The 19,992-nt window shown below is 39.5% G+C and carries 26 protein-coding genes; 6 read left to right on the plus strand and 20 right to left on the minus strand.

Translation table 11 applies throughout. The features are described from left to right. Nucleotides 1-57: 57 nt before the first annotated feature. From DFR58_RS13405 to DFR58_RS13435, 7 genes are all read right to left on the minus strand, one after another. Nucleotides 58-726: a potassium channel family protein gene (locus DFR58_RS13405; protein ID WP_114298365.1), complete on the minus strand. Its 669-nt coding sequence runs from the start codon at nt 724-726 to the stop codon at nt 58-60. Beyond that, entirely contained in the window at nt 723-1,160 is a 438-nt protein-coding gene (locus DFR58_RS13410; protein WP_114298366.1) for a potassium channel family protein, read from the minus strand. The genes DFR58_RS13405 and DFR58_RS13410 overlap by 4 nt, the downstream gene beginning before the upstream one ends. A 202-nt stretch (nt 1,161-1,362) precedes the next feature. Further along, nucleotides 1,363-2,064, minus strand: a complete 702-nt coding sequence (locus DFR58_RS13415; RefSeq protein WP_114298367.1) for a response regulator — start codon at nt 2,062-2,064, stop codon at nt 1,363-1,365. A gap of 5 nt (nt 2,065-2,069) precedes the next feature. Further along, nucleotides 2,070-3,662, minus strand: a complete 1,593-nt coding sequence (locus tag DFR58_RS13420) for an ATP-binding protein (RefSeq protein WP_114298368.1) — start codon at nt 3,660-3,662, stop codon at nt 2,070-2,072. Nucleotides 3,663-3,804: 142 nt separating this feature from the next. Beyond that, nucleotides 3,805-4,575 (minus strand): ABC transporter permease, encoded by a 771-nt coding sequence (locus tag DFR58_RS13425; RefSeq protein WP_114298369.1) that lies wholly within the window; start codon nt 4,573-4,575, stop codon nt 3,805-3,807. Beyond that, on the minus strand, nt 4,572-5,228 hold the full coding sequence (locus tag DFR58_RS13430) for an ABC transporter ATP-binding protein (protein ID WP_114298370.1): 657 nt from the start codon (nt 5,226-5,228) through the stop codon (nt 4,572-4,574). The genes DFR58_RS13425 and DFR58_RS13430 overlap by 4 nt, the downstream gene beginning before the upstream one ends. A 24-nt stretch (nt 5,229-5,252) precedes the next feature. Beyond that, a complete protein-coding gene (locus DFR58_RS13435; RefSeq protein WP_114298371.1) occupies nt 5,253-5,684 on the minus strand; it encodes a MarR family winged helix-turn-helix transcriptional regulator in 432 nt (143 codons plus the stop codon). Between the two features lie 541 nt (nt 5,685-6,225). Here DFR58_RS13435 and DFR58_RS13440 point away from each other — a divergent pair. The 5 genes from DFR58_RS13440 (at nt 6,226) to DFR58_RS13460 (ending at nt 12,085) form a co-directional block, all read left to right on the plus strand. After that, on the plus strand, nt 6,226-7,176 hold the full coding sequence (locus DFR58_RS13440) for a DUF6076 domain-containing protein (protein ID WP_114298372.1): 951 nt from the start codon (nt 6,226-6,228) through the stop codon (nt 7,174-7,176). Nucleotides 7,177-7,181: 5 nt separating this feature from the next. Then, on the plus strand, nt 7,182-7,862 hold the full coding sequence (locus DFR58_RS13445) for a response regulator transcription factor (protein ID WP_114298373.1): 681 nt from the start codon (nt 7,182-7,184) through the stop codon (nt 7,860-7,862). Between the two features lie 2 nt (nt 7,863-7,864). Then, nucleotides 7,865-8,782, plus strand: coding sequence for a sensor histidine kinase (locus DFR58_RS13450; RefSeq protein ID WP_114298374.1), 918 nt, complete (start codon nt 7,865-7,867; stop codon nt 8,780-8,782). A 71-nt stretch (nt 8,783-8,853) separates the two neighbouring features. Beyond that, entirely contained in the window at nt 8,854-9,531 is a 678-nt protein-coding gene (locus DFR58_RS13455) for an ABC transporter ATP-binding protein (protein WP_114298375.1), read from the plus strand. A gap of 4 nt (nt 9,532-9,535) precedes the next feature. Next, nucleotides 9,536-12,085, plus strand: a complete 2,550-nt coding sequence (locus DFR58_RS13460) for an ABC transporter permease (protein ID WP_114298376.1) — start codon at nt 9,536-9,538, stop codon at nt 12,083-12,085. A 406-nt stretch (nt 12,086-12,491) separates the two neighbouring features. Here the strand turns inward: DFR58_RS13460 and DFR58_RS13465 are convergent, their stop codons facing one another. The 6 genes from DFR58_RS13465 to DFR58_RS13490 all read right to left on the minus strand — a co-directional run bounded on the left by DFR58_RS13465 (nt 12,492) and on the right by DFR58_RS13490 (nt 15,055). Continuing rightward, nucleotides 12,492-13,370, minus strand: coding sequence for an SPL family radical SAM protein (locus DFR58_RS13465; RefSeq protein WP_114298377.1), 879 nt, complete (start codon nt 13,368-13,370; stop codon nt 12,492-12,494). Between the two features lie 4 nt (nt 13,371-13,374). After that, a complete protein-coding gene (locus tag DFR58_RS13470; RefSeq protein WP_242987633.1) occupies nt 13,375-13,470 on the minus strand; it encodes a YoaP domain-containing protein in 96 nt (31 codons plus the stop codon). A gap of 158 nt (nt 13,471-13,628) precedes the next feature. After that, nucleotides 13,629-13,895, minus strand: a complete 267-nt coding sequence (locus DFR58_RS13475) for a zinc ribbon domain-containing protein (protein ID WP_114298378.1) — start codon at nt 13,893-13,895, stop codon at nt 13,629-13,631. A 66-nt stretch (nt 13,896-13,961) separates the two neighbouring features. Then, nucleotides 13,962-14,129 carry a WCX domain-containing protein gene (locus DFR58_RS13480; RefSeq protein WP_114298379.1) on the minus strand — a complete coding sequence of 56 codons (168 nt, stop codon included), beginning with the start codon at nt 14,127-14,129 and terminating at the stop codon, nt 13,962-13,964. After that, nucleotides 14,107-14,391 (minus strand): hypothetical protein, encoded by a 285-nt coding sequence (locus DFR58_RS13485; protein ID WP_114298380.1) that lies wholly within the window; start codon nt 14,389-14,391, stop codon nt 14,107-14,109. Before DFR58_RS13485 ends, DFR58_RS13480 begins: the two co-directional genes overlap by 23 nt. Before the next feature lie 49 nt (nt 14,392-14,440). Beyond that, nucleotides 14,441-15,055, minus strand: a complete 615-nt coding sequence (locus tag DFR58_RS13490) for an oxidoreductase (protein ID WP_242987634.1) — start codon at nt 15,053-15,055, stop codon at nt 14,441-14,443. Nucleotides 15,056-15,212: 157 nt separating this feature from the next. Here DFR58_RS13490 and DFR58_RS13495 point away from each other — a divergent pair, with 157 nt between their 5' ends. Continuing rightward, on the plus strand, nt 15,213-15,782 hold the full coding sequence (locus DFR58_RS13495; RefSeq protein ID WP_114298381.1) for a TetR/AcrR family transcriptional regulator: 570 nt from the start codon (nt 15,213-15,215) through the stop codon (nt 15,780-15,782). 243 nt (nt 15,783-16,025) lie between these two features. Here DFR58_RS13495 and DFR58_RS22520 read toward each other — a convergent pair whose 3' ends face one another. The 7 genes from DFR58_RS22520 to DFR58_RS13525 form a co-directional block, all read right to left on the minus strand. Further along, a complete protein-coding gene (locus DFR58_RS22520; protein ID WP_278278814.1) occupies nt 16,026-16,157 on the minus strand; it encodes a hypothetical protein in 132 nt (43 codons plus the stop codon). A 185-nt stretch (nt 16,158-16,342) separates the two neighbouring features. Beyond that, nucleotides 16,343-16,687 carry a hypothetical protein gene (locus DFR58_RS13500; RefSeq protein ID WP_341457406.1) on the minus strand — a complete coding sequence of 115 codons (345 nt, stop codon included), beginning with the start codon at nt 16,685-16,687 and terminating at the stop codon, nt 16,343-16,345. A 273-nt stretch (nt 16,688-16,960) separates the two neighbouring features. Further along, nucleotides 16,961-17,623, minus strand: coding sequence for a DUF2703 domain-containing protein (locus DFR58_RS13505; protein ID WP_114298382.1), 663 nt, complete (start codon nt 17,621-17,623; stop codon nt 16,961-16,963). A gap of 95 nt (nt 17,624-17,718) precedes the next feature. Continuing rightward, complete coding sequence (gene sigZ / locus DFR58_RS13510) at nt 17,719-18,276, minus strand: RNA polymerase sigma factor SigZ (protein ID WP_114298383.1); 558 nt, start codon at nt 18,274-18,276, stop codon at nt 17,719-17,721. 17 nt (nt 18,277-18,293) lie between these two features. Continuing rightward, nucleotides 18,294-18,533, minus strand: a complete 240-nt coding sequence (locus DFR58_RS13515; protein WP_114298384.1) for a thioredoxin family protein — start codon at nt 18,531-18,533, stop codon at nt 18,294-18,296. Between the two features lie 81 nt (nt 18,534-18,614). Further along, on the minus strand, nt 18,615-19,619 hold the full coding sequence (locus tag DFR58_RS13520) for a permease (protein WP_114298385.1): 1,005 nt from the start codon (nt 19,617-19,619) through the stop codon (nt 18,615-18,617). Between the two features lie 18 nt (nt 19,620-19,637). Beyond that, nucleotides 19,638-19,949 (minus strand): ArsR/SmtB family transcription factor, encoded by a 312-nt coding sequence (locus tag DFR58_RS13525; protein ID WP_479722745.1) that lies wholly within the window; start codon nt 19,947-19,949, stop codon nt 19,638-19,640. Nucleotides 19,950-19,992: the final 43 nt, after the last annotated feature.

Genomic DNA, 19,992 nt, shown 5'->3' on the forward strand with positions numbered 1-19,992 from the left:
TACCGATATATCCTAAAACGGCCTTATAGCTTTCTATAACTTTACCATTGAGTTGCATTAAATATCATCTCTCCCCACTATAAGCTCAATTAGCTCTCGTTGAATTTTAGGAGGCGACAGGATTATAAGTTTATCATCAGCTTGAATTCTGGTCTTACCTCTAGGAATAATGCTATTTACACCCCTTATAATGCATCCAACTATACCCTGTTCAGGAAAGCCAATCTCAGCAAGAGTTTTTCCGCACACAGGGTAATTTTCCCGTACAACAATTTCCATCATAACGATCTTTCCTTGCTCAATTGATATAAAATTTTCAATCTCGTTTATGGCAGCCATTTGTTCTATGATTCCTGCCACAATATAGGTAGCACTTATTACTGAATTAATACCTAGTTTTTTAAATACTTCAACGTTTTTTGGGTTACTCACAGTAGTAAATGCCCGTTTTACGCCATAAACTTTTTTTGCAAGCTGACAAATTACCAGGTTGTCCGCATCCTTTGGTGTTAAAGCAATAATGACATCCGCTCCTCCAATATTGGCATCCTCGAGAATATAAGGCTTGCTTCCATCACCAAAAACCACAGGAGCATTATGTGTGCGCGACAAATATTTGCAATAGTTTTCATCATCATGAATCAAAGTTATATGATGCTTTTTTTCAAGAAGGGATTTTGCAAGAAAATCGATCTTTTTCCGTCCTCCTACCATGACTATATTCATTTTAATCCCTCCGTTCCAGTGTGTGAAATTAGCTTTTCAAATTCACATATTGATAGCTTAGAGGGATAGATAATCTGTGTATTGAAGTCTTGATATACTATCTCTTTTTCTGTATCATAAAGCCGTGAAACCACTTTGGGAACATTAAATATTTTGCTTGCAATTTGTGCAATCATTATATTAGTATTATCATCATTTGTAGCTGCAACAACTAAATCTGCCTTTTCAATACCTGCCCTTGTTAACTCATCTATGTCAGTTGCATCCGCAACTATATTAAATCCGCTATAATCAGGCGACAGCTTTCGAAAAGATGAACTGTTACTATCTACAACAACAACATCTTTACCCTGTGATGATAGCATTGATGCAATATTTGCACCAAACCTGCTGCATCCTGCTACTATTATATAGCTGCAATCTTTTTTCTTCATTTGATATGCTCCTTCCTTCTCAAGTGTCCTGTTTTTTCATGTCTTGCCTTTATAATAAGTACTTATAATGTTATAAGATATCAAAAAGTATATAAATCTGGTGTTAAGAATACCATTGACTGCATAAAGATTTTGTTAAGATTTTTGAAAAAAAAGAAGCCCTGTTATTAAAGGCTTCAAACTAAACTAATCTATTTAATATCTATTCATCTGCCAGACGATATCCTACTCCAACCTCGGTTAATATATACCTCGGCTGTGCAGGATCTTTTTCAATTTTCCTGCGAATGTTCGCCATGAAAACTCTGAGTGACTGAGTATCGTTTCCTGAAAATGTACCCCAAACCTCATTTAGTATATATTTGTGAGTTAAAACTCTCCCTGAATACTTCGCCATTAGTGACATAAGCTTGAATTCAATAGGTGTAAGGTGTATTTCTTCATTCGATAGAAAAATACGACGTTTTTCAAAGTCAATTTTTAATTCTCCTGCCAAAAATGTGGCCGGAGAATCACTTTCTGATTGACTGCTTTGATTTGAATGTCTTAACGCCACTCTGATACGTGCCAAAAGCTCCGCAACACTAAAGGGTTTTGTCAAATAATCATCAGCCCCGCTATCTAAGGCTTCAACTTTTTCCCGCTCGTGCCCTCGTGCGGACACTACAATGATTGCAGCTTTAGTAACCGGCCTTACCATAGCTATAACATCAAGACCATCAATATCCGGCAGTCCCAAGTCAATAACTATAATATTCGGATTATGGGAGGAAACAAGTGAAACAGCTACTTTACCGTTTTGTGCATCAATACACTTATAGCCCTGTGCTTCAAGGGATACACATATAAAATTACGAATAGGCTTATCATCTTCAACAACAAGAATCAAGGGTTTATTATCCATTAATATCACTCCTTCGCAGGTAGTTCAAACCTGAATGTCGCACCCCCGGATGGGTTATTAAACACTGAAATTTCTCCTCCGTGTGCAGTTATAATTGATTTGCATATTGCAAGCCCCAACCCGGTACCACGTCTTCCTGTATCATTTATGGTTGCAGCAGAGTAAAACCTGTTGAATATTAAGGGTATATTATCTTCTGATATTCCAGCCCCATTGTCTGACACTTCAAACACTACCTTTTCATCACTAACCTGCGTTTTTATTTCAATTGTTGAGCCATACGGTGTATATTTTATCGCATTGTCAAGAAGGTTTACAAGTACCTGCTCAATAAGGGTTCCATCCATCGGCAGCATGATTAAATCATCAGGTATATTTATTTTTATGGTATGGTTTGCGGCGAGCTTTTTAATCCTTGAAACAGCTTCTGCAACAATTTCCTCTACCGCCTCCATATTCTTTTTCATCTCAATTCTTCCTTCATCAATCCGTGTTATACTTAAAATGTTTTCTACTGAATGTATAAGCCAGCTTGCATCCTCATAAACACCCTGCAATAGTTTTATTTTCACACTTTTATCAAGAACATCATCATTATCAAGAATTGTGGCGGTGGAGCCCAAAATTCCGGTAAGAGGAGTTCTTAAATCATGAGATATGGCACGCAAAAGATTCCCACGCAGTCTTTCCCTCTCTACCTCCATTTTTGACCTTTGTTGCTTTTCTGACAGCCGTTCTCTCTCTACAGCCAGTGCAATCTGCGTTGTAACCGTCTCTAATAGTGCTTTTTGCTCATCTGATAAAAGCTTATTATCAAAACAAGAAACACCTACAACTCCGAGAGTACCACTCTGGCCTTTTATCGGAATATAATAGGCAGAACTATTAACATACGTATTTGTATCCGCACCGCCGGGATTTCCTGTTTTAAATGTCTCTGATATTACCTGCATTTCGTTGAATGATTTAAAAATATTGGTACGCTCATCATTGTTGAATGAATAAATATATGGTTCTCCTAAAGCTTCCGATGAATTAATCGTCGAGATTATTACCGAACGGCTAAATAGTTTTGCTATATTGGTTACTCCAACTTCAGCTATCTGATTAATATTTCTGACTTTCAGCAGGCTTTTACTGATTTGATAAAGCACCCGTGCCCTCTTTTCGCGTAGTAGGGATAGCCTCGCTTCTTGTTTTGCTTTTGCGGTTAATGTACTTGTAATAATTGCGGCTATAAGCATAATGACAAAGGTTACAGGATAATCCGGTCTATATGTCACAAGCGTATAATAAGGCTCTGTAAAAAAGAAATTAAATGTCAAAACGCCAACTACAGAGGCTAAAATCCCGTAAAAATAACCGTCTGTCTGTTTTGCGGCAAGCAATACACCCAATATGTATGCCACAATTATATTTGATTCATGAAAATCGATGTGTCTGAATAAAAAAGACAGGAGCGTTACCAATGCCATAATACCAATGGTTACGGCAAAATTCGAAGCTGCTAATCTTATTCTGTGGGGGTTAGTACGATTATTATATTTTGTTTCACTTAGATCATCTAAGGATAAATTATTAAATTCACTTGATTTCATTTATATTTCACCTTCTGCCATATTTATGATTCACACATTACCGTCTCCAAGACTCTTTGCACCTGAAATACGTCCGCCGGCACAAAGCTTCTGCACCTGTCTTAAGGAAATATTCCATAAAAATTTCCTTTCCTAAAAAAAGCTACTTTGTGAGGATTAATTGCTTTCTGCCGTTAAAAAAGCCCCTATAAGACATATAACAGGCAATAAATGAAGATATGGAAGTCGTGGAGAGCAGCATAAACGTAACCATTATCTGGTATTTTATAGCTTCCATCGGTGATGTTCCGGCGAGAATCAGTCCGGTCATCATACCTGGCAGCGACACAATTCCCAGCGTTTTTGCAGAGTCAATAGTCGGCAGCATCCCTGTTTTAATAGAGTCGCGTATAATTTCGATCGAGGAAGGCAGTATGTCCGCTCCCAGTGAAAGCTTTGTCTCCACTTCCTCCCGCTTGTTTTTAAAATCAGATGCTATCTGTTTATAACATAGTCCCAGTGCAACCATTGCATTGCTGATAATCATGCCGCTGACCGGGATTATCTGGTACGGCTCATATTGAATTGTTTTTGAAAAAACGAGGACTGCCAGAGTTACTACCGTTCCTGCCGCTATAGATAAGAAGGATATAGTAAGGCCATTTTTAATAGCCTTTCCCCTTTTAGCAGCATTATATGCCGCATTGAAGATCATAAAAATCAGCAGAAGGGTTGTAAAAACAGGGCTTTTGAAGCCGAATACATATTCCAGAACATATCCTACGGCAATAAGCTGAATTATCGACCTGATTACACTAATTATGGTTTCTTTTTCAAGCTTGAGCTTTTGCCAGTAGGAAAAGAAAAGCGTCACCAGTACAAGAGAAGATGCGATAAGCAAAGAAGTAATGTCAATTGCATTCGAACCATTCATTTTATAACCTCCAATGACTTTATTTCACCAGTCTCTATTGTTAAAAGCTTGTTTGCATATTTCCTGCTTTGTTCACGGTTATGTGTTATCCAGAGTATGGTAACACCCTCCTTATTCAATGAAGCTATGACATTTTCAACGATTTGAGTATTGTCCGTGTCAAGTGCGGAGGTGATTTCATCCAGGAGCAGAGCTTCCGGCTTGAAAAGCAAATTCCTGATCAGTGCTATCCTTTGCTTTTCACCGCCTGAAAGGTTTCTTACACCCTTATCCAGATAATCGGATGACATATGAAATAAGGAAAATAACTCACTCGCCCTGTTTTGGTCGAGCTTTGCATTTCTTATTGAAAAAGGAAATTTGATGTTTTCTATTACCATATCACCAAAAAGGCATGGTGTCTGAAAACAATACGCTATACTTTTCCGCAATTCCGTAGGATTGTACTCGTTTATATTTTTACCCTTGTACATAATGCTTCCGGCAGCAGGACTGATCAAGTTGTTGCAAAGCTTGAGGAATGTACTTTTACCGCTGCCCGACGGACCGACAATTGAAATAAAGTCTCCCTGCTTTATACTGACCGATATATTCTTAAGAATAGTTTTACCTTCATTATCAAAAGATACATTTTGAAATTCAAGCAATGACAAAATAAGCACCTCCCCATATTATCCTCAATCAAGCGAGAATAAGGCCTCTTTGTTAACGTTGTTTATTAGTTCCTCAAGCAGCTCTTTAAGTTTCTCCTTTTTGTCATGATCAAGGGTGTTGAAAAAGTTCTTTGAAAATACCTTATCCTCTTTTATATGTTTCTCTACGGCTGTTTTCCCTTGTTGCGTGGTGATAAGCTCGACAGTCCTTCGATCTTTATTTGTCCTTAACCTGTCAATCAGCTTTTTATTTTCCAGCCTGTCAATAATTCCAGTCATTGTAGACGGAGGTATGCTGTACTGCTTTGAAATGTCTTTGACTGCCATTTTTTCGTTAAAATATATTCTTTCCAAAACATACATATCCTGAGGCTGAATATTTGAAGTTTGAAGCTGATATTCATTCTTATACGCAAATACTTCCAGCAGTTTATGAATCAAAGTGTTTTCATCCAAATTGTTACCTCCTCATAATAAACTTTCGATAATCATAAATTACGATTATCGTATAAAATTATAACATTTATTTGTATTTACATCAATAGCCTCTTTTGATACCCATTCTGCTGTCTGTCTGCCGCGATTTTGCGTTAACTCAACTTCACCCGCTAATCGCATATATTCTTTAATAGTTATCAGTTTTTATAGAAACGATAATTCAGTTCGTACAAGGCAAGCAGCGGACCTTGATCATAAGTTTCACCCGGATACAGCTTTTTCATTTCAAAGAATCTGCCAAGCAACCAAGGAATGTTGTCTTCTGCTCCTCGCAACCAATTTTTGAAACCGCTTCGGTTTCACGAGCCGTCATTCCATTGCCGTGGAGTGGCGGCTTTTGCTATTTGGCAATCATAGGCATCACCTCACTTTTTAGGGGCTAATCATTAACAATTATAATAATTAGTACATGACCATATAGTAACAAAGCCTTGTAATATTGTCAAGACTAATGTATAATATAATCAATGTTAAGTCGTTGTTGATGAGGTGACAAAGGATGGCATATCAGTACAAGGTTTGGATTGCAGATGGTAAAGAGCACTTTGAATATGGAAATAAACAGAAAAAGAAAAAAGACCTGCCCTTTGGGACAAGCCTGATGGAACTGCTCTATTTAGATGCTTGGGCATATGGCGAGTTGTTTGACGGCATAGGCAAGGCAATCATGGATCTATATTCCTCCAAAGAACAGCGGTATGCGGATGAGGTTGTCGCTGCGCTGGATATGGTAGTGCCCAAACATATCTACTTTGAGCTGCTTCGTCTGGAGTGGCAGGAACGGCTGGGACAGGCAAAGCGGCAGAATTATGAGAACATTGTTGACCTGCTGCCCCACAAGGAGCTGACGCACATTCCGTCCAATCTTCACACCATGCAGGAGCAGATTAAAACACTCTTTGCCCATGTGCTGGATTTGGACACTAGCCCCAAGGAGTCGGTGCAGAAAAAGATGGTGCGGTACTATAACTACCGTGGAAGTGACCGGTTAAATACCTTTCAATTTCAGCCCCAGCCCATGAGCTTTGAGGTCATTGACCGTAAGACCTTTACCGAGGTTCTGTATCCGAAAAATATCTATGACATTATAGATTATTTTGTCCGGGAATGCGTAAAGCGTGAACATCCCATGCGTATCTGCAAAAACTGCGGACGGTATTTTGCCATCTCCGGGCGTACTGATGCGGAATACTGTAATCGTTCGATTGACGATAAGGGGCGCACCTGCAAGGATATGGGAGCCATCAACCTGTGGAATGAAAAGCGGAAAGATGATGAGGTTTTCAAGGTCTACCGCCGGGAATACAAGAAGCGCTTTGGTTGGATTAAGGCGGGGAAAATCGAGCAGGAGGATTTTTACGCTTGGAGCGAAAAGGCAAGAGAAGAAAAAGCCAGATGTGATAGTGGAGAAATCAGCTTGCAGGAGTTTACTGAGTGGTTAGGGAGATAAATAATATGAAAACAATTTTGATATTGGAAGATGACGAAAATCTAAGCCGAGGCATAGCGTTTACCTTTGAAAGGGATGGCTACGACGTTGTTTCAGCAGGCAGCATTAAGGACGGAAAGCGGATGCTGGAACAGCATAAGATTGACATTATCATACTGGATTTGGGACTGCCGGACGGAAACGGGATGGACCTATGTAAAGAGATTCGGACACATTCGAAAGTTCCTATTATTATGCTGACTGCCTGTGATTTGGAAACGGACGAGGTGTCCGGTCTGTTGGCAGGCGCAGATGATTATATTACCAAGCCCTTTTCCCTTTCTGTTCTCCGTGCAAGAGTGGAAGCCCTGCTCCGCCGCACGGAGGCTGAAAACCGCCATATCATCCTTTCCAGCAAGTACAGGTTGGACACAAACCTTTGCAAATTCTTTCGGGAGGCTGAAGAAATACCCATCAGCGCAACGGAATACAAGCTACTCTATTTTCTGATGACAAACACTGGGCAAGTGCTTTCAAAGGAACAAATATTATCCTCTCTATGGGACAACGAGGGGAATTTTGTGGATGAAAACACCTTGCCCGTCAATATCAGCCGCTTACGCGCAAAGCTGGAGGACGATCCCAAAAATCCTCACATCATTAAGACCATTCACGGCATCGGCTACATTTGGAACGGGGGTATGTAGGGATGGCACTTGCAGTTACGATTATCACAGCCATTGCTATATGCTTCCTAACGGTCCTTTTCAGCTATCGCTATATAAAAAAAACCTTTGATTCTATTGATCAGGTTTTGGACAGCGTATTAGCCAGAAATACAGAGCTAGCATTTGAAGTGGCGGCGGACAATAGGCTTTCCAAGCTGACGCATAAAGCCGTTAAAATTATTCAGATGAACACAATGGATATTTCTCAAACCAAGCAGGAAAAAGAAATTATACAAAGCTTCATATCGGATATGTCCCATCAGATGAAAACGCCTCTATCCGGTGTTGCCATGTATACCAACCTGCTACTGGAAGGACGTATAACCGAAGCCGAGCGGCAGGAATTTTTATCGCGTGTCAAAACGGGAACGGAAAAATTGCAATGGATGGTGGACAGCCTTGTAAAAATGTCAAGGCTGGAGGTAGGAGCCATCGAATTGTCCCCTGTGCCCACAGGTATCAAACAGACTATTTCTGACAGCATCAGCACCGTATACAGTGCTGCGGCCAAGAAGAACATTTCCATTCAAACGGCTTATTTTGAGGATGTTTCGTTGCTGCATGACCGCAAATGGACAGGTGAAGCAATCACAAATATTTTGGAAAATGCAATCAAATATTCCTCAGTGGGCGGAGAAATTAATATATCCGTGGAAACCCTGCCTATCTATACAAAAATCAGCATTACCGATTATGGTATCGGAATTGCTCCCGACGAGTGGAACTCTATTTTCAAGCGGTTTTATCGGGGACGAAACGCAAAAGGTGTTGACGGGGCTGGATTAGGACTTTATTTAGCTTCACAAATATTTCAAAAACAGGGCGGCTATATCCTCGTAGATTCCAAGCCGGGGAAATATACGACATTCTCAACGTTCTTACAGAACTGTAAGAAATAAATCCGATTCTGTTAGGAGCCTGTAAGAATTGCGGTTTATGATGATCGTATCAGGAAAAGGAGGTATATAGCATGTCGGTTTTGAAAACAGAAGCCTTAAAAAAATACTATGGAAAAGACCCCAACACCGTCAAGGCATTGGACGGCGTTGATTTGGCAATACAGGAGGGCGAATTTGTCGCCGTTGTCGGTACGTCGGGTTCGGGGAAAAGCACGCTCCTGCATATGCTGGGCGGCTTGGACACGCCGACAAGCGGCAAGGTCATTGTCGGCGGCAAGGATATTTCGGGAATGACGGATGAACAGCTTACCATCTTCCGACGCAGGAATGTAGGTTTTGTATTCCAGAATTATAACCTTGTTCCCATTCTGAATGTCTATGAAAATATCGTTTTGTCGATTGAACTGGACGGAAATGCCGTGGACAAAAGCTTTGTGGATAATATTATTGAAACTTTGGGCTTATCGGAGAAGAAAAATAATCTCCCCAACAATTTATCAGGCGGACAGCAGCAACGCGTCGCTATCGCCCGTGCGCTTGCCACAAAGCCGTCTATTCTTCTTGCAGACGAGCCTACCGGCAATCTGGACAGTAAAACCAGTCAGGATGTGTTGGGAGTTTTGAAGATGACATCGGCTAAATTCCATCAGACAATGATGATGATTACCCATAACGAACAGATTGCCCAGCTTGCCGACCGGGTAATTCGGATTGAGGACGGCAGAATCTTCGCCGCGGAAGGGCGGTGACGGTATGAGAAATAATAACCAGGCTGTCGTAAGAAAGCTGTCCAAACGAAGCTTTCTGGCGAATAAAAGCCGGAACCTATTTGCGCTGATTGCCATTGTGCTGACCACGGTTCTGATTACGGCAGTGTTCACCATCGGCATCAGCCTCTCAGATGGTATGCAGCAGATGTTGATTCACAGCTACGGGCGCAGTACGGAGGTGGATTTTCAATATCTTACCCAAGATGAAGCGCAGCGTGTGGCTGAGCATCCGCTGATCGAGGAATACGGCCTGTCAAGGCTGATTACCGCGACAACCGAAGGCGTATTCCGTCAGGCGCAAGGCGAAATTCATACGGCTGACGAGAATTTTGCAGAGTTTACTTTCAGCAAGCCGACGACAGGCCGGCTGCCCGAAGCGGAAAATGAAATCGCCCTGACAAGCTGGATTCTGGACGCGATGAACCTGCCGAGGGAATTGGGGCAGACCGTGCATCTGGATTTTGAAGTGGCCGGGACGCCTTACAGCATGGATTTTACCGTCTGTGGGTTTTGGGATATAGACATAAACCTGAACCCTTACGGAATCCTGTATATCTCTGACACTCTGGCAGACAAGCTGCTGGCAGGTGTGAATCCAGCGGAAACACGCATAGTTGCCGGTTATTACGGCACAACGAAACTGACTGCCAATATAGACGGAAAGCTGTCTGAACTTGAAGAAAATGTGGATACCATCCTGCGGGATACGGGAATTGACGCCGAGGTCGGGGGCGTTCTTTTTAACGACGCTTACGACAGGGCGGGCATGGACGTCGGAATCATTGCGGCAATGGCACTCATTATCGCCATTATACTAGTAAGCGGCTATCTTCTCATCTACAATATTTTTTATATTTCAGTCATGCGCGATGTACGATTTTACGGCCTGCTGAAAACCATTGGGGCGACGCAAAAGCAGCTTGGCCGCATCGTCAACTTTCAAGCGCTTCTGCTCTGTGTAGTTGGTATTCCTGTGGGCCTGCTTTTGGGTTATCTGCTGGGCATTGTGCTAATTCCCGTTCTGCTTGGTTTTCTCAGCATTGACTATATGCCGGCGCCCCCAAATCCGTGGATATTCCTGCTTGGAGCGGCGCTTGCTCTGGTTACGGTGCTGATAAGCTGTCACGGCCCCGCGAAAAAAGCGGGAAAAATCAGTCCCGTGGAAGCGGTGCGCTATACGGGTCTTGCCGCCGCCACCGCCAAAAAGACCAAGCGCGGCAGAGATGGGGCGAAAATATCCCGTATGGCTTGGTCCAACATCTTTCGCAGCAGAAAAAAAGCGTCGCTGGTCATCGCGTCCCTGTCTGTCGGGCTGATTTTATTCAATGTCGTTTACACCTTAGTGGGGAGCTTTGATGTCAATAAGTTCCTGCAAGGTCATATTAACGGCGATTTTCTAATTGCCGACACGGATTACTTTAGCTTTGCCAAGCCCTATACTCCAAGCTATACATTAGGCGAGGATTTGCTGTCTGATATTAAGGAGCTTGGCGGCGTACAGGAGGTTGCCAAAGTCTATTATGCAAACGGCTTTGTTCCCATAGAGGGAAATATGAAGGACGGTTTAATCAATTCTCATCGGAAAAGGATTTTAGCGGAAAAGCCCTCTCTCTCGGAACAGGAAATCGATGAAATCATTGAAAAGACGGATTTCAGCGCCTACGGCGATTCTATAAATGCGCAGGTCTACGGTTTTGACAACTACTGGCTGGATAAGCTGGAGGAAAACATGATCGAAGGAAACTTTGACCGTGAGAAATTTTTGTCCGGTGATTACCTGTTGCTTGGATTTGATGGGGAGGGCATGATTCAAGTTGGGGATACCGTCACATTCTCTTTGGACAAGGATGGCGAGAAACGCAGCTATGAGGTTATGGGTCGGGTGGATTATAGCGCACTCAACTCTTTAGGAGCGCATTTTATCTCAATGCCCGGGTTTTCCGTTTATCTCCCTTCATCCGAGTTTGAAAGCCTTGCTAACCCTAATATCATGTCGGCCACAGTCATAGCGGATGAAGCCGCTGTTGACAGCCTCCAGACAGAGATTGGGGCATTGCTTGCGGATAATCCCGAAGTGGATTTTCGCTCCCGCGCCGATTACATTGCGGAGATGAAAAGCGATAATCAGCAGTTCGCGCTCATTGGCTTTACGCTGTGCGCCGTGATTTTGTTAATCGGTATCCTGAATTTCGTCAACACCACCATGACCAACATTTTTTCCCGTAAGCAGGAGCTTGCCATGCTCCAGAGCGTAGGCATGACCGCTAAACAAAGCAAAAAGATGCTCGTATTGGAAAGCATATACTACATGTCGATGGCGTTGCTTGTCTTTGTAACGGCGGGCTATGGGGTCAGTTACTTTGCTGTCAACGCTGTAACGCAGGGCAGCGCTGCATATACCTATCAATTCAGCTTTTCGCCTCTGGTCTTCTGTTTTCCAATATTGCTGCTTTTAGCCTACGCACTGCCGATTCGGGTGTATAAAAATATCTCAAAAGACAGCGTAGTGCAACGGCTGCGGGAAAACGAATAACTCCAGTTTTGTATATTTAAGCATATAAAAGAGACGCAGGCCCTTCTGATTATCAAATGATCAGAAGGGCCTGTTATATTTTGATAATACTACAAAGGCATCAAGTTTGCTGACTGATATGCCTTTGGATTTTACCGCATGAAATTGTTATTTGGGAAGTCATATTCCTCCAACAACCCTTCGTCATCTATAAAAACGGCCAAAACATCCGGCTCAAAATTTGTACTTTTTTGCCTCGATTTTGATTCATTTTTCGCTCCCAAACCACTACATATTGTGGTTTTAATCCCTTACTTTTTACCTCTACCACAATACGTCATCATTACTTAGTTAAGCTTAAGCTTGTACAAACCATTTTTTGTTTTGAACACCTTTAGAGATTTTCGTTTGTTGTCTGTTGTACCTGTCACTGAGCTCCATCAAATAATGAAAGTTGTTTATTCCTCTCAGGAAAAAGAATGCAAAATTTAAAAACTTCTTTTTCCCCATAAATTATGTTGTTGTCTTTACAAAACTTCTTTATTATTCTTGAGAGTTTTTGACTGTTTGGACTTTTAATTCCGTAAGATGAACCATATTTTTTCATATATTCCTTCTTTAAGTTGGGAAAATATTCGTCTAATTTTTGGTAATAGTATTCTCGATTCCCATAACGCAACGTCATTCCTATTCCAAAAGCAAGCAAGCCCGTGATTTTAGCCTGTTTACAGTAGTCTAAAATTCCTAAAATATTGTCTTCATTGTCATTTATAAAGGGGAGGATCGGTGTTAACCAAACGACAGTCGGTATACCTGCCTTGTTCATTTCTAATAAGACTTCAAAACGCCTTTTGGTTGTGCAAACATTCGGCTCCAATTGTTTACAAAGTTCTTCATCATAAGTGGTAAGTGTCATTTGCACCACACATTTTGATTTCTGATTTATTCTTTTCAAAATATCTATATCCCGCAAAATCAAATCTGATTTTGTGAGTAAAGATACGCCAAATCCATGCTTCTCTATAACTTCAAGGCATTTTCTTGTGTTCATTAATTCTTTTTCAAGGGGTATATATGGGTCTGTCATGCCACCAGTAGTTATCATACACTTTTCACGCTTTTTAGATAATTCTTTATCAAGTAATTCCACGGCATTTGTTTTAACTTCTATATTTTCAAAAGTATATGTCATCCCATATATCTCACTTCGGGAATCGCAATATATACAACCATGGGTACAACCACGATATATATTCATGTTATTCTTTTTTGACAGAATTGTTTTGTATTCTTTATAATTTATCATTAGCTTACACCCAAATCTTCTTATTCAAATATCCTTCATTCAGTAAATGCACAGTTTTAAACCTTCCTTCATAAAATACCGCGTAATTATTAATACGCAAGGGACAGATTTAGCTTTTTCTAATGTATCTATTTCAATAAGGTTTAAATGCTCTTTAGCTATATTATTCATTTCCAAATTAATATAGTTATCACATATAATAAAAACTCCTTTTCAAAAACAAGAAGGCATAGAAATAGATCTATGCCCACTCTGTATTTATCCTATTTTCCAGCGTTTTAATGTGGGGAAGAACTCCTTCATCATATTTCTGGCTTCATCCTCACTCATACCAGAATTCGCAGAAACCATGTGTGGAACACAAACTTCAATCATTTCTCCCATAGAAATGTCTGATGTAAATGCCCCCTCCAAGTAACAATACTTACAATAGTCTTCATTCTTCGTTCCATCTGAATTTGTTCCGTACATTTCATTCGTATCCCCCATCGGCATTGCACAAGATTGACAATACTTTTCTTTCATTAGTAATCCCTCCTCATCATTTATATCTAGATTATAGACTATTTAACATGACAACACTGTGTCATATTAAATATATTTTTTTAAAGCTTTTTCCAATCTTTCTTGAATAAGATCACGTATATGCACAGGTTCAATCACCTCAGTATACTCACCAAATGACATAACGTAACCGTACACCCATTCATCCTCTGGAAAAACAACAGTACGTTGATTATTTTGATTTGATTGTAAGATTACCCATCTTTGTCTTTGCCACTGCCTCTATCCTGCCATCAATAAATGTACCTGTGACAGTGTAAGGCATCTTTCCCATTGGTGTTTTCAATTCGCCTGAAAAAGCTACTCTTCCATCCTCAATGGTTCCACCGCTGAATGGGTTATCATTGTTTATCAAAGACAGTACTCCGCTTAAGGCGGTTCCGTCTATGTTTAAGCTAACCTTGCCCGGAAGCTCTCCCATAGGGGTTGAAACCAGAACTTCATAAGCTGACTGCATATTATTTGTCTCCTTTTCTATTGTTGTAACAGAGGCAGAAGTTTTCTCATCAGAAGCCCTCTTCCCTATGTCCTTTGACTATATGGAAGAATTCAGGAGCATTCTTTTCTAAATAGTGAAATACTATTTCTTTAACACCTTCATACTCTTCATCACTCAAGTTCTGAAGTTTTTCTACTCCTCCAAGCTGATCCAGCATAGTAATGCCAAGTCGCTTAAGCTGCTTTGCCCAGCCAAGGTTCATATTGCGTATATCCATTTCCATAGGAATAGCTGATGGTGCGCCGGAAGCTATTCCTTCATTCACCATATCCGGATGTCCTTGCCGTCCCCAACCGGGTGAAAGCTGCATAAATACTTTCGCACCCTTATAGGAATGAATCACATCGGCCATCTGACTCAAATAACGATATTTCTTCTGACTATCGCATAATAGCGGATTTAGCGAATCGCTGCCTCTCCATGGATAAGGGTTAGCCACTACGCACTCCGTAATGATAAGTCCAAAGCCACCTCTTGCCCTGGCTGCATACCAGGCATTTGATTGATCACTCGCATACCCTTCCGGTCCCGTATAGCCCATATTCATTGGTGACATCGCAATTCTGTTTTTCAATTCAACGTTTCCAATTTGAATTGGCTCAAACAATATTTCTGTACCCATTTATATAACCTCCTTATTAGCTTACAAATGTTATATAATTGACATTTGTTGTTTTTAAGTGTAGAATAATTCCATCATCAATTCAAGAGTCAAAAGACCTTGCATTGTAATATAAGAGACAGATCTCGCCAATCTGTTTCCGAAAAGGAGGATAAGCATGGAAAATAAATATGACTTACGGATTGTCCGCACATATAAATCATTGACAGCGGCTTTTTTACAGCTAATAAGCGAGAAACACTTTGAAGAAATAACCATAAACGAATTATGTGAAAGAGCCATGATTCGTAGAACAACATTCTATAAGCATTTTGCTGATAAATATGAGTTTTTTCGTTTTTTTGTCCGGCGACTTCAAACTGATTTTGATGCAATAAATCCTTCTTCAGCAGACTACAAAGACTCTCAGTCTTTTTATCTCAGCATCATCCGTCATGTGATCGTTTTTTTCAAGGAGCATGAACAAGTTGTTCAAAATGCTTTAAATAGTAATTTACTGCCCACACTTCTTGACATTCTTTCAGAACAGATTGCTTCAGATATAGCGGAGAAGATTAAAATCGGTATAAAAAAGGGCATAAATGTACCAGCATCTCCTGATATAACCTCATCTTTTTTTACCGGCGCTATAATACACACTGTCAGATGGTGGCTGGTGCAGAAAAAGCAACTATCAGAAGAAACGCTGGTTCAGGAAGTAGAAAAAATTCTTTTTGCTTTGCATTGATACTGTAATTAAAACGCTAAAAAGAACAAAGATGAGTGACGAAATTTACTCATTTCTGCTCTTTTCATATTCACAAAACAATTCAGAATTTCTGATAATTAGCTTACTGATTTCCAGAGAAATCTCAATATGAGAACTCCCCTTTTTACCTCTGATCCATATGTCATCATTTTAATCTCCTTAAGGATACCAATACAATCATCGTTGCTCCAGAACCCATGAACACCTTGCATTATCAAGGTTTCAGCCACGTTCTATCCTCACAACAGCCTCAGAATGCCTTGAGTAGACAAAAATGATGTCATGAGGACCTAGTGGGGCCTTGGCGGCAAGGTATATTTCGAAAAACAGGTTTCTTAAAACCACATTTTCCAAATTTTCGCCTCCGCACTTTCACATCGGAAGTGTCATCATTTCTGTCTGGCACCTAGTAGTGCTGCTACAACTTTACCAGTAAGTAAAAAACTTTCAAACACCTTGTGGTTTGAGAGCTTTATTCTGAACAATTTACTTTAATCTTTCTTGTTTGGAGCCAAGTGAAAACACATATTCGAAAAGCTTTAAGTCCTTTGCGCCGTATTTTTGTTTAATATAAAAAGCAGGTCTTTTTTCATTTCTTCAAACTGAGAAATAATCGTGTTGAGGTTCTTTTCAATATTCTGAACCTGTACTTCTGGTATTTTCCCGTACTTATATGCAATCAACCGTTCTGCAATAATTTGATAGTTCCAGCTATCAGAATACTTGCCCTTATTATGTATAGCAAATCCTATTGGGAGACGATCATTTCTCATACCAATACTGACTGCCATTGGCGATATCCCAAGATAATCAGCCGCTATCTTACAGGTGATTTTAGGAAACTTTCTAATTTCTTCATCTGTGTATTTAGGTATATGTCTCACCTCTATTCCCTTTCCATTTTAACTCTGCCTTTGATTTTTGCCTTACAATAAATTATAGCTTATTTTCCTTAAATTAAACAGTCAACAACAGGATTTACTAAATGACTTTCTCCTTGCTATAATAGTTAACAAAAAAGAACCAGTGCATAGAACATTTTATGTACAACTTAATTAAACGTTCATATATTCTCTAATAGCATTTGACTCAAGTCATTATCTTACAATTTTAAATAAAAAAGAGGCTTTTATTATAGCCTCTCATCACACTAACTTTCAGCAGCAACTATTTTTTGAGGTTGGAGAACAACAAGAATCTTTTGTTTGTGTATTCTCTATTTTACCCTTCATGGACTCATAAAAGTGTTTCAAGTTTTCAGGCAATACATATTCTTTCTCTTCTTTATCAACTCTATTACTGCCATACACTTCTTTTAGTAGTGCTTCAATAATCATCGCCTTCGGTGGTATTGTATATTCTTCGCCATGGTATATCCAAACCCGACAATCAACTTCATCTCCACACAAATCACCACAAGACTCACATAAACTTTCTTTGAAATCCATCTGAATGTCATGCCCGTTTACACGTATTGTTGGTGAACTTACGAATCTATGCTGTACGGCAAGCTCCTCACTTATTACATTAATCTTGTTTACGACCACTTCAACTCCTGTAGCTTCAAGAACTTTTGACACTTCTGATAAAGCTTCGTCAAGGCTTGAATCCGCCCCTTGGCAGCGTGTACAAACACTCAGATCAAGAAATAGAAAATCAATAATAATTTGCTTTTTTTCAGCCTTCATTTCCTTCGGAGTATCACAGCAGCCTGGGCCACAGAAACAACCACTTGTAGTATTCGTTTCGATATCCTGAGAAGTATCTGCACAATCTGAGCAACAGGAGCAATTTACAGAAACATTGTTTTTATCAACCATTATAAAAACACCCCTTATATATTTTCAGTCTAAAGACTTTACACATATAAAGACGCAGAATATAAAAAAAGGACGCATACTTTACGCCCTTAATTTCAACAGAATTTACAATCATTGCACTTATGCTGATAGTCAATAACATTTCCCAAACGGTCAAACTCAAGCTGGCAGCAACCTAAAAGCATCTCTTTCAACTTTGCTCTTGCCCTTTGAACTCTTGATTTCGCTCCTGATACCGATAAGCCCATTCTTTCACCAAGTTCTTTCTGAGTCAGATGTTGAAACTCGGTTAATAAGATTGCCTGTTTATAGCTTTCAGGTAAATATTCAATCATTGCTTTTACGCATTGTGCAATTTCATCGTTTGCTGTCGACTCATCATCTGTCTCACTTAAAATATCTTCCGATAATTCTATAATGCCCTCTTCATATTTTTGGGCTCTATAGAAATCAACTATAGTATTTCTTGCTATTCTGTACACCCATGCATGGGTCTTTTCTGTATCCCTTAAACTATTTATGCTGCTATGAATTTTATAAAACACATTTTGTAGAATATCATCTACATCCTGATCATTTTTAATCCGCCTTTGAATAAAACTCTTAAGAGGCTTATTGAATTCCTCCCAGATACTTTCAATGCTCGTGATCATTTAAATATCACTATCCCTTACTTAATATTTTCAAGGATTTTTATAATTTCTTTAGGTTTTAAAACCTTACCAAAAGAGACAACCTTCTCATCAATCACCAATGCCGGAGTTGACATTACACCGTAGGCCATAATATCCTTAAAATCTGTTACTTTAGCAATCTCTGCTTCTACTCCTGCCTCCTTAAGTGCTGTCTCAGTATTTTCTTTCAATGTAACACAGTTCTTACATCCTGAACCCAAAATCTTGATTATCATAGTAATTCACTCCTTAACTATTATTAGAATCCTAAATTATATAATATACCTCTTCAGTTTATATTTAAAAGATTATAAAGCCTACATCAAAAGATAACCAAAAGCATTGAAGAGATAGCCAATAATAATAATGCCCAGGGTTACAATACCCGCAAATATAGCTAAGAGCTTCATCTTCACAACTTTCTTTAACATGATCATAGATGGAAGTGAAAGTGCAGTTACGACCATCATAAAGGATAAGGCTGTACCAAGTCCTACTCCCTTTAAAACTAAGGCTTCAGCTATAGGTAACGTTCCAAAAATATCAGCGTACATAGGCACACCTACGATAGTGGCTAATAGAACCGAATACCATTTATCCTGACCAAGAACTGCTGAAATAATGCTTTCAGGAACCCAATTGTGGATGGCTGCTCCTATTCCAACTCCAATTAGAATATACAACCATACCTTCTTTATTATACTTAACACTTGTTCCCTTGAAAAATTGATTCTGTCATGAGTAGTCAGCTCTTCTTGTTCTACCTCAAGTACCTTATTGCTAAAAACAAAAGGTTCTACATACTTCTCAAGCTTAGATTTACTAATGACGGTGCCTCCAATAACTGCAAGGATAACCCCAACAACCACATAGGCTATTGCTATTTTCCAAGTAAATATACTAGCAAGTAAAATGACTGATGCTAGGTCTACCAGGGGAGAAGATATTAAAAATGAAAATGTAACACCAATTGGCAGTCCTGCACTGGTAAAACCAATAAACAACGAAATCGAAGAACAAGAACAAAATGGCGTAACAGTTCCAAGCAAAGCTCCTAATATATTTGCTGAAATTCCATTGTATCTACCTAATATCTTTCTAGTTCTCTCAGGTGGAAAAAAACTTTGGATATACGAAATCGTAAATATCAGAACTGTAAGTAATATAAATATTTTTATTACATCATAAATAAAGAAGTGAATACTTCCACCTAATCTACTGTTAACATCTAACCCAAAAACATTTGAGACAATTAACCTTACCAGATTGCTTAGCCATTCCATCTTAAGCAGCTGGTTATTGAGCCACTCGAATATAAACAAAAAATCATCTCCTTATTCTTAACAGCATTCATTACATACATCGATTTTTGAACCAATATTATCGAAAAGGTACTTTAATGAATCCAAGCCTTCTTTATGAATAGAGTATTTCATCCATATGCCATCCCGCCTACCTCCAACAAGCCCACTATCACAAAGTATTTTCATATGATAGGAAAGTGTGGGTTGCGTAATATTAAATTCTTCTAGTATTTTGCAGGCGCAAAGCTCACCTTCTGACAACATATCAAAAATCTTCACTCTTGTTTCGTCTGATAATGCTTTCATTAACATAGCATATTCTCCATAGTTTTTGTTCAAAGCGTTCACCTCATATAAATTTTGTTTATATATAGATACTTATCTATATTCA

This window comes from Anaerobacterium chartisolvens, assembly GCF_003337415.1.
In the GTDB taxonomy this organism is placed as follows: Bacteria; Bacillota; Clostridia; order Acetivibrionales; family DSM-27016; genus Anaerobacterium; species Anaerobacterium chartisolvens.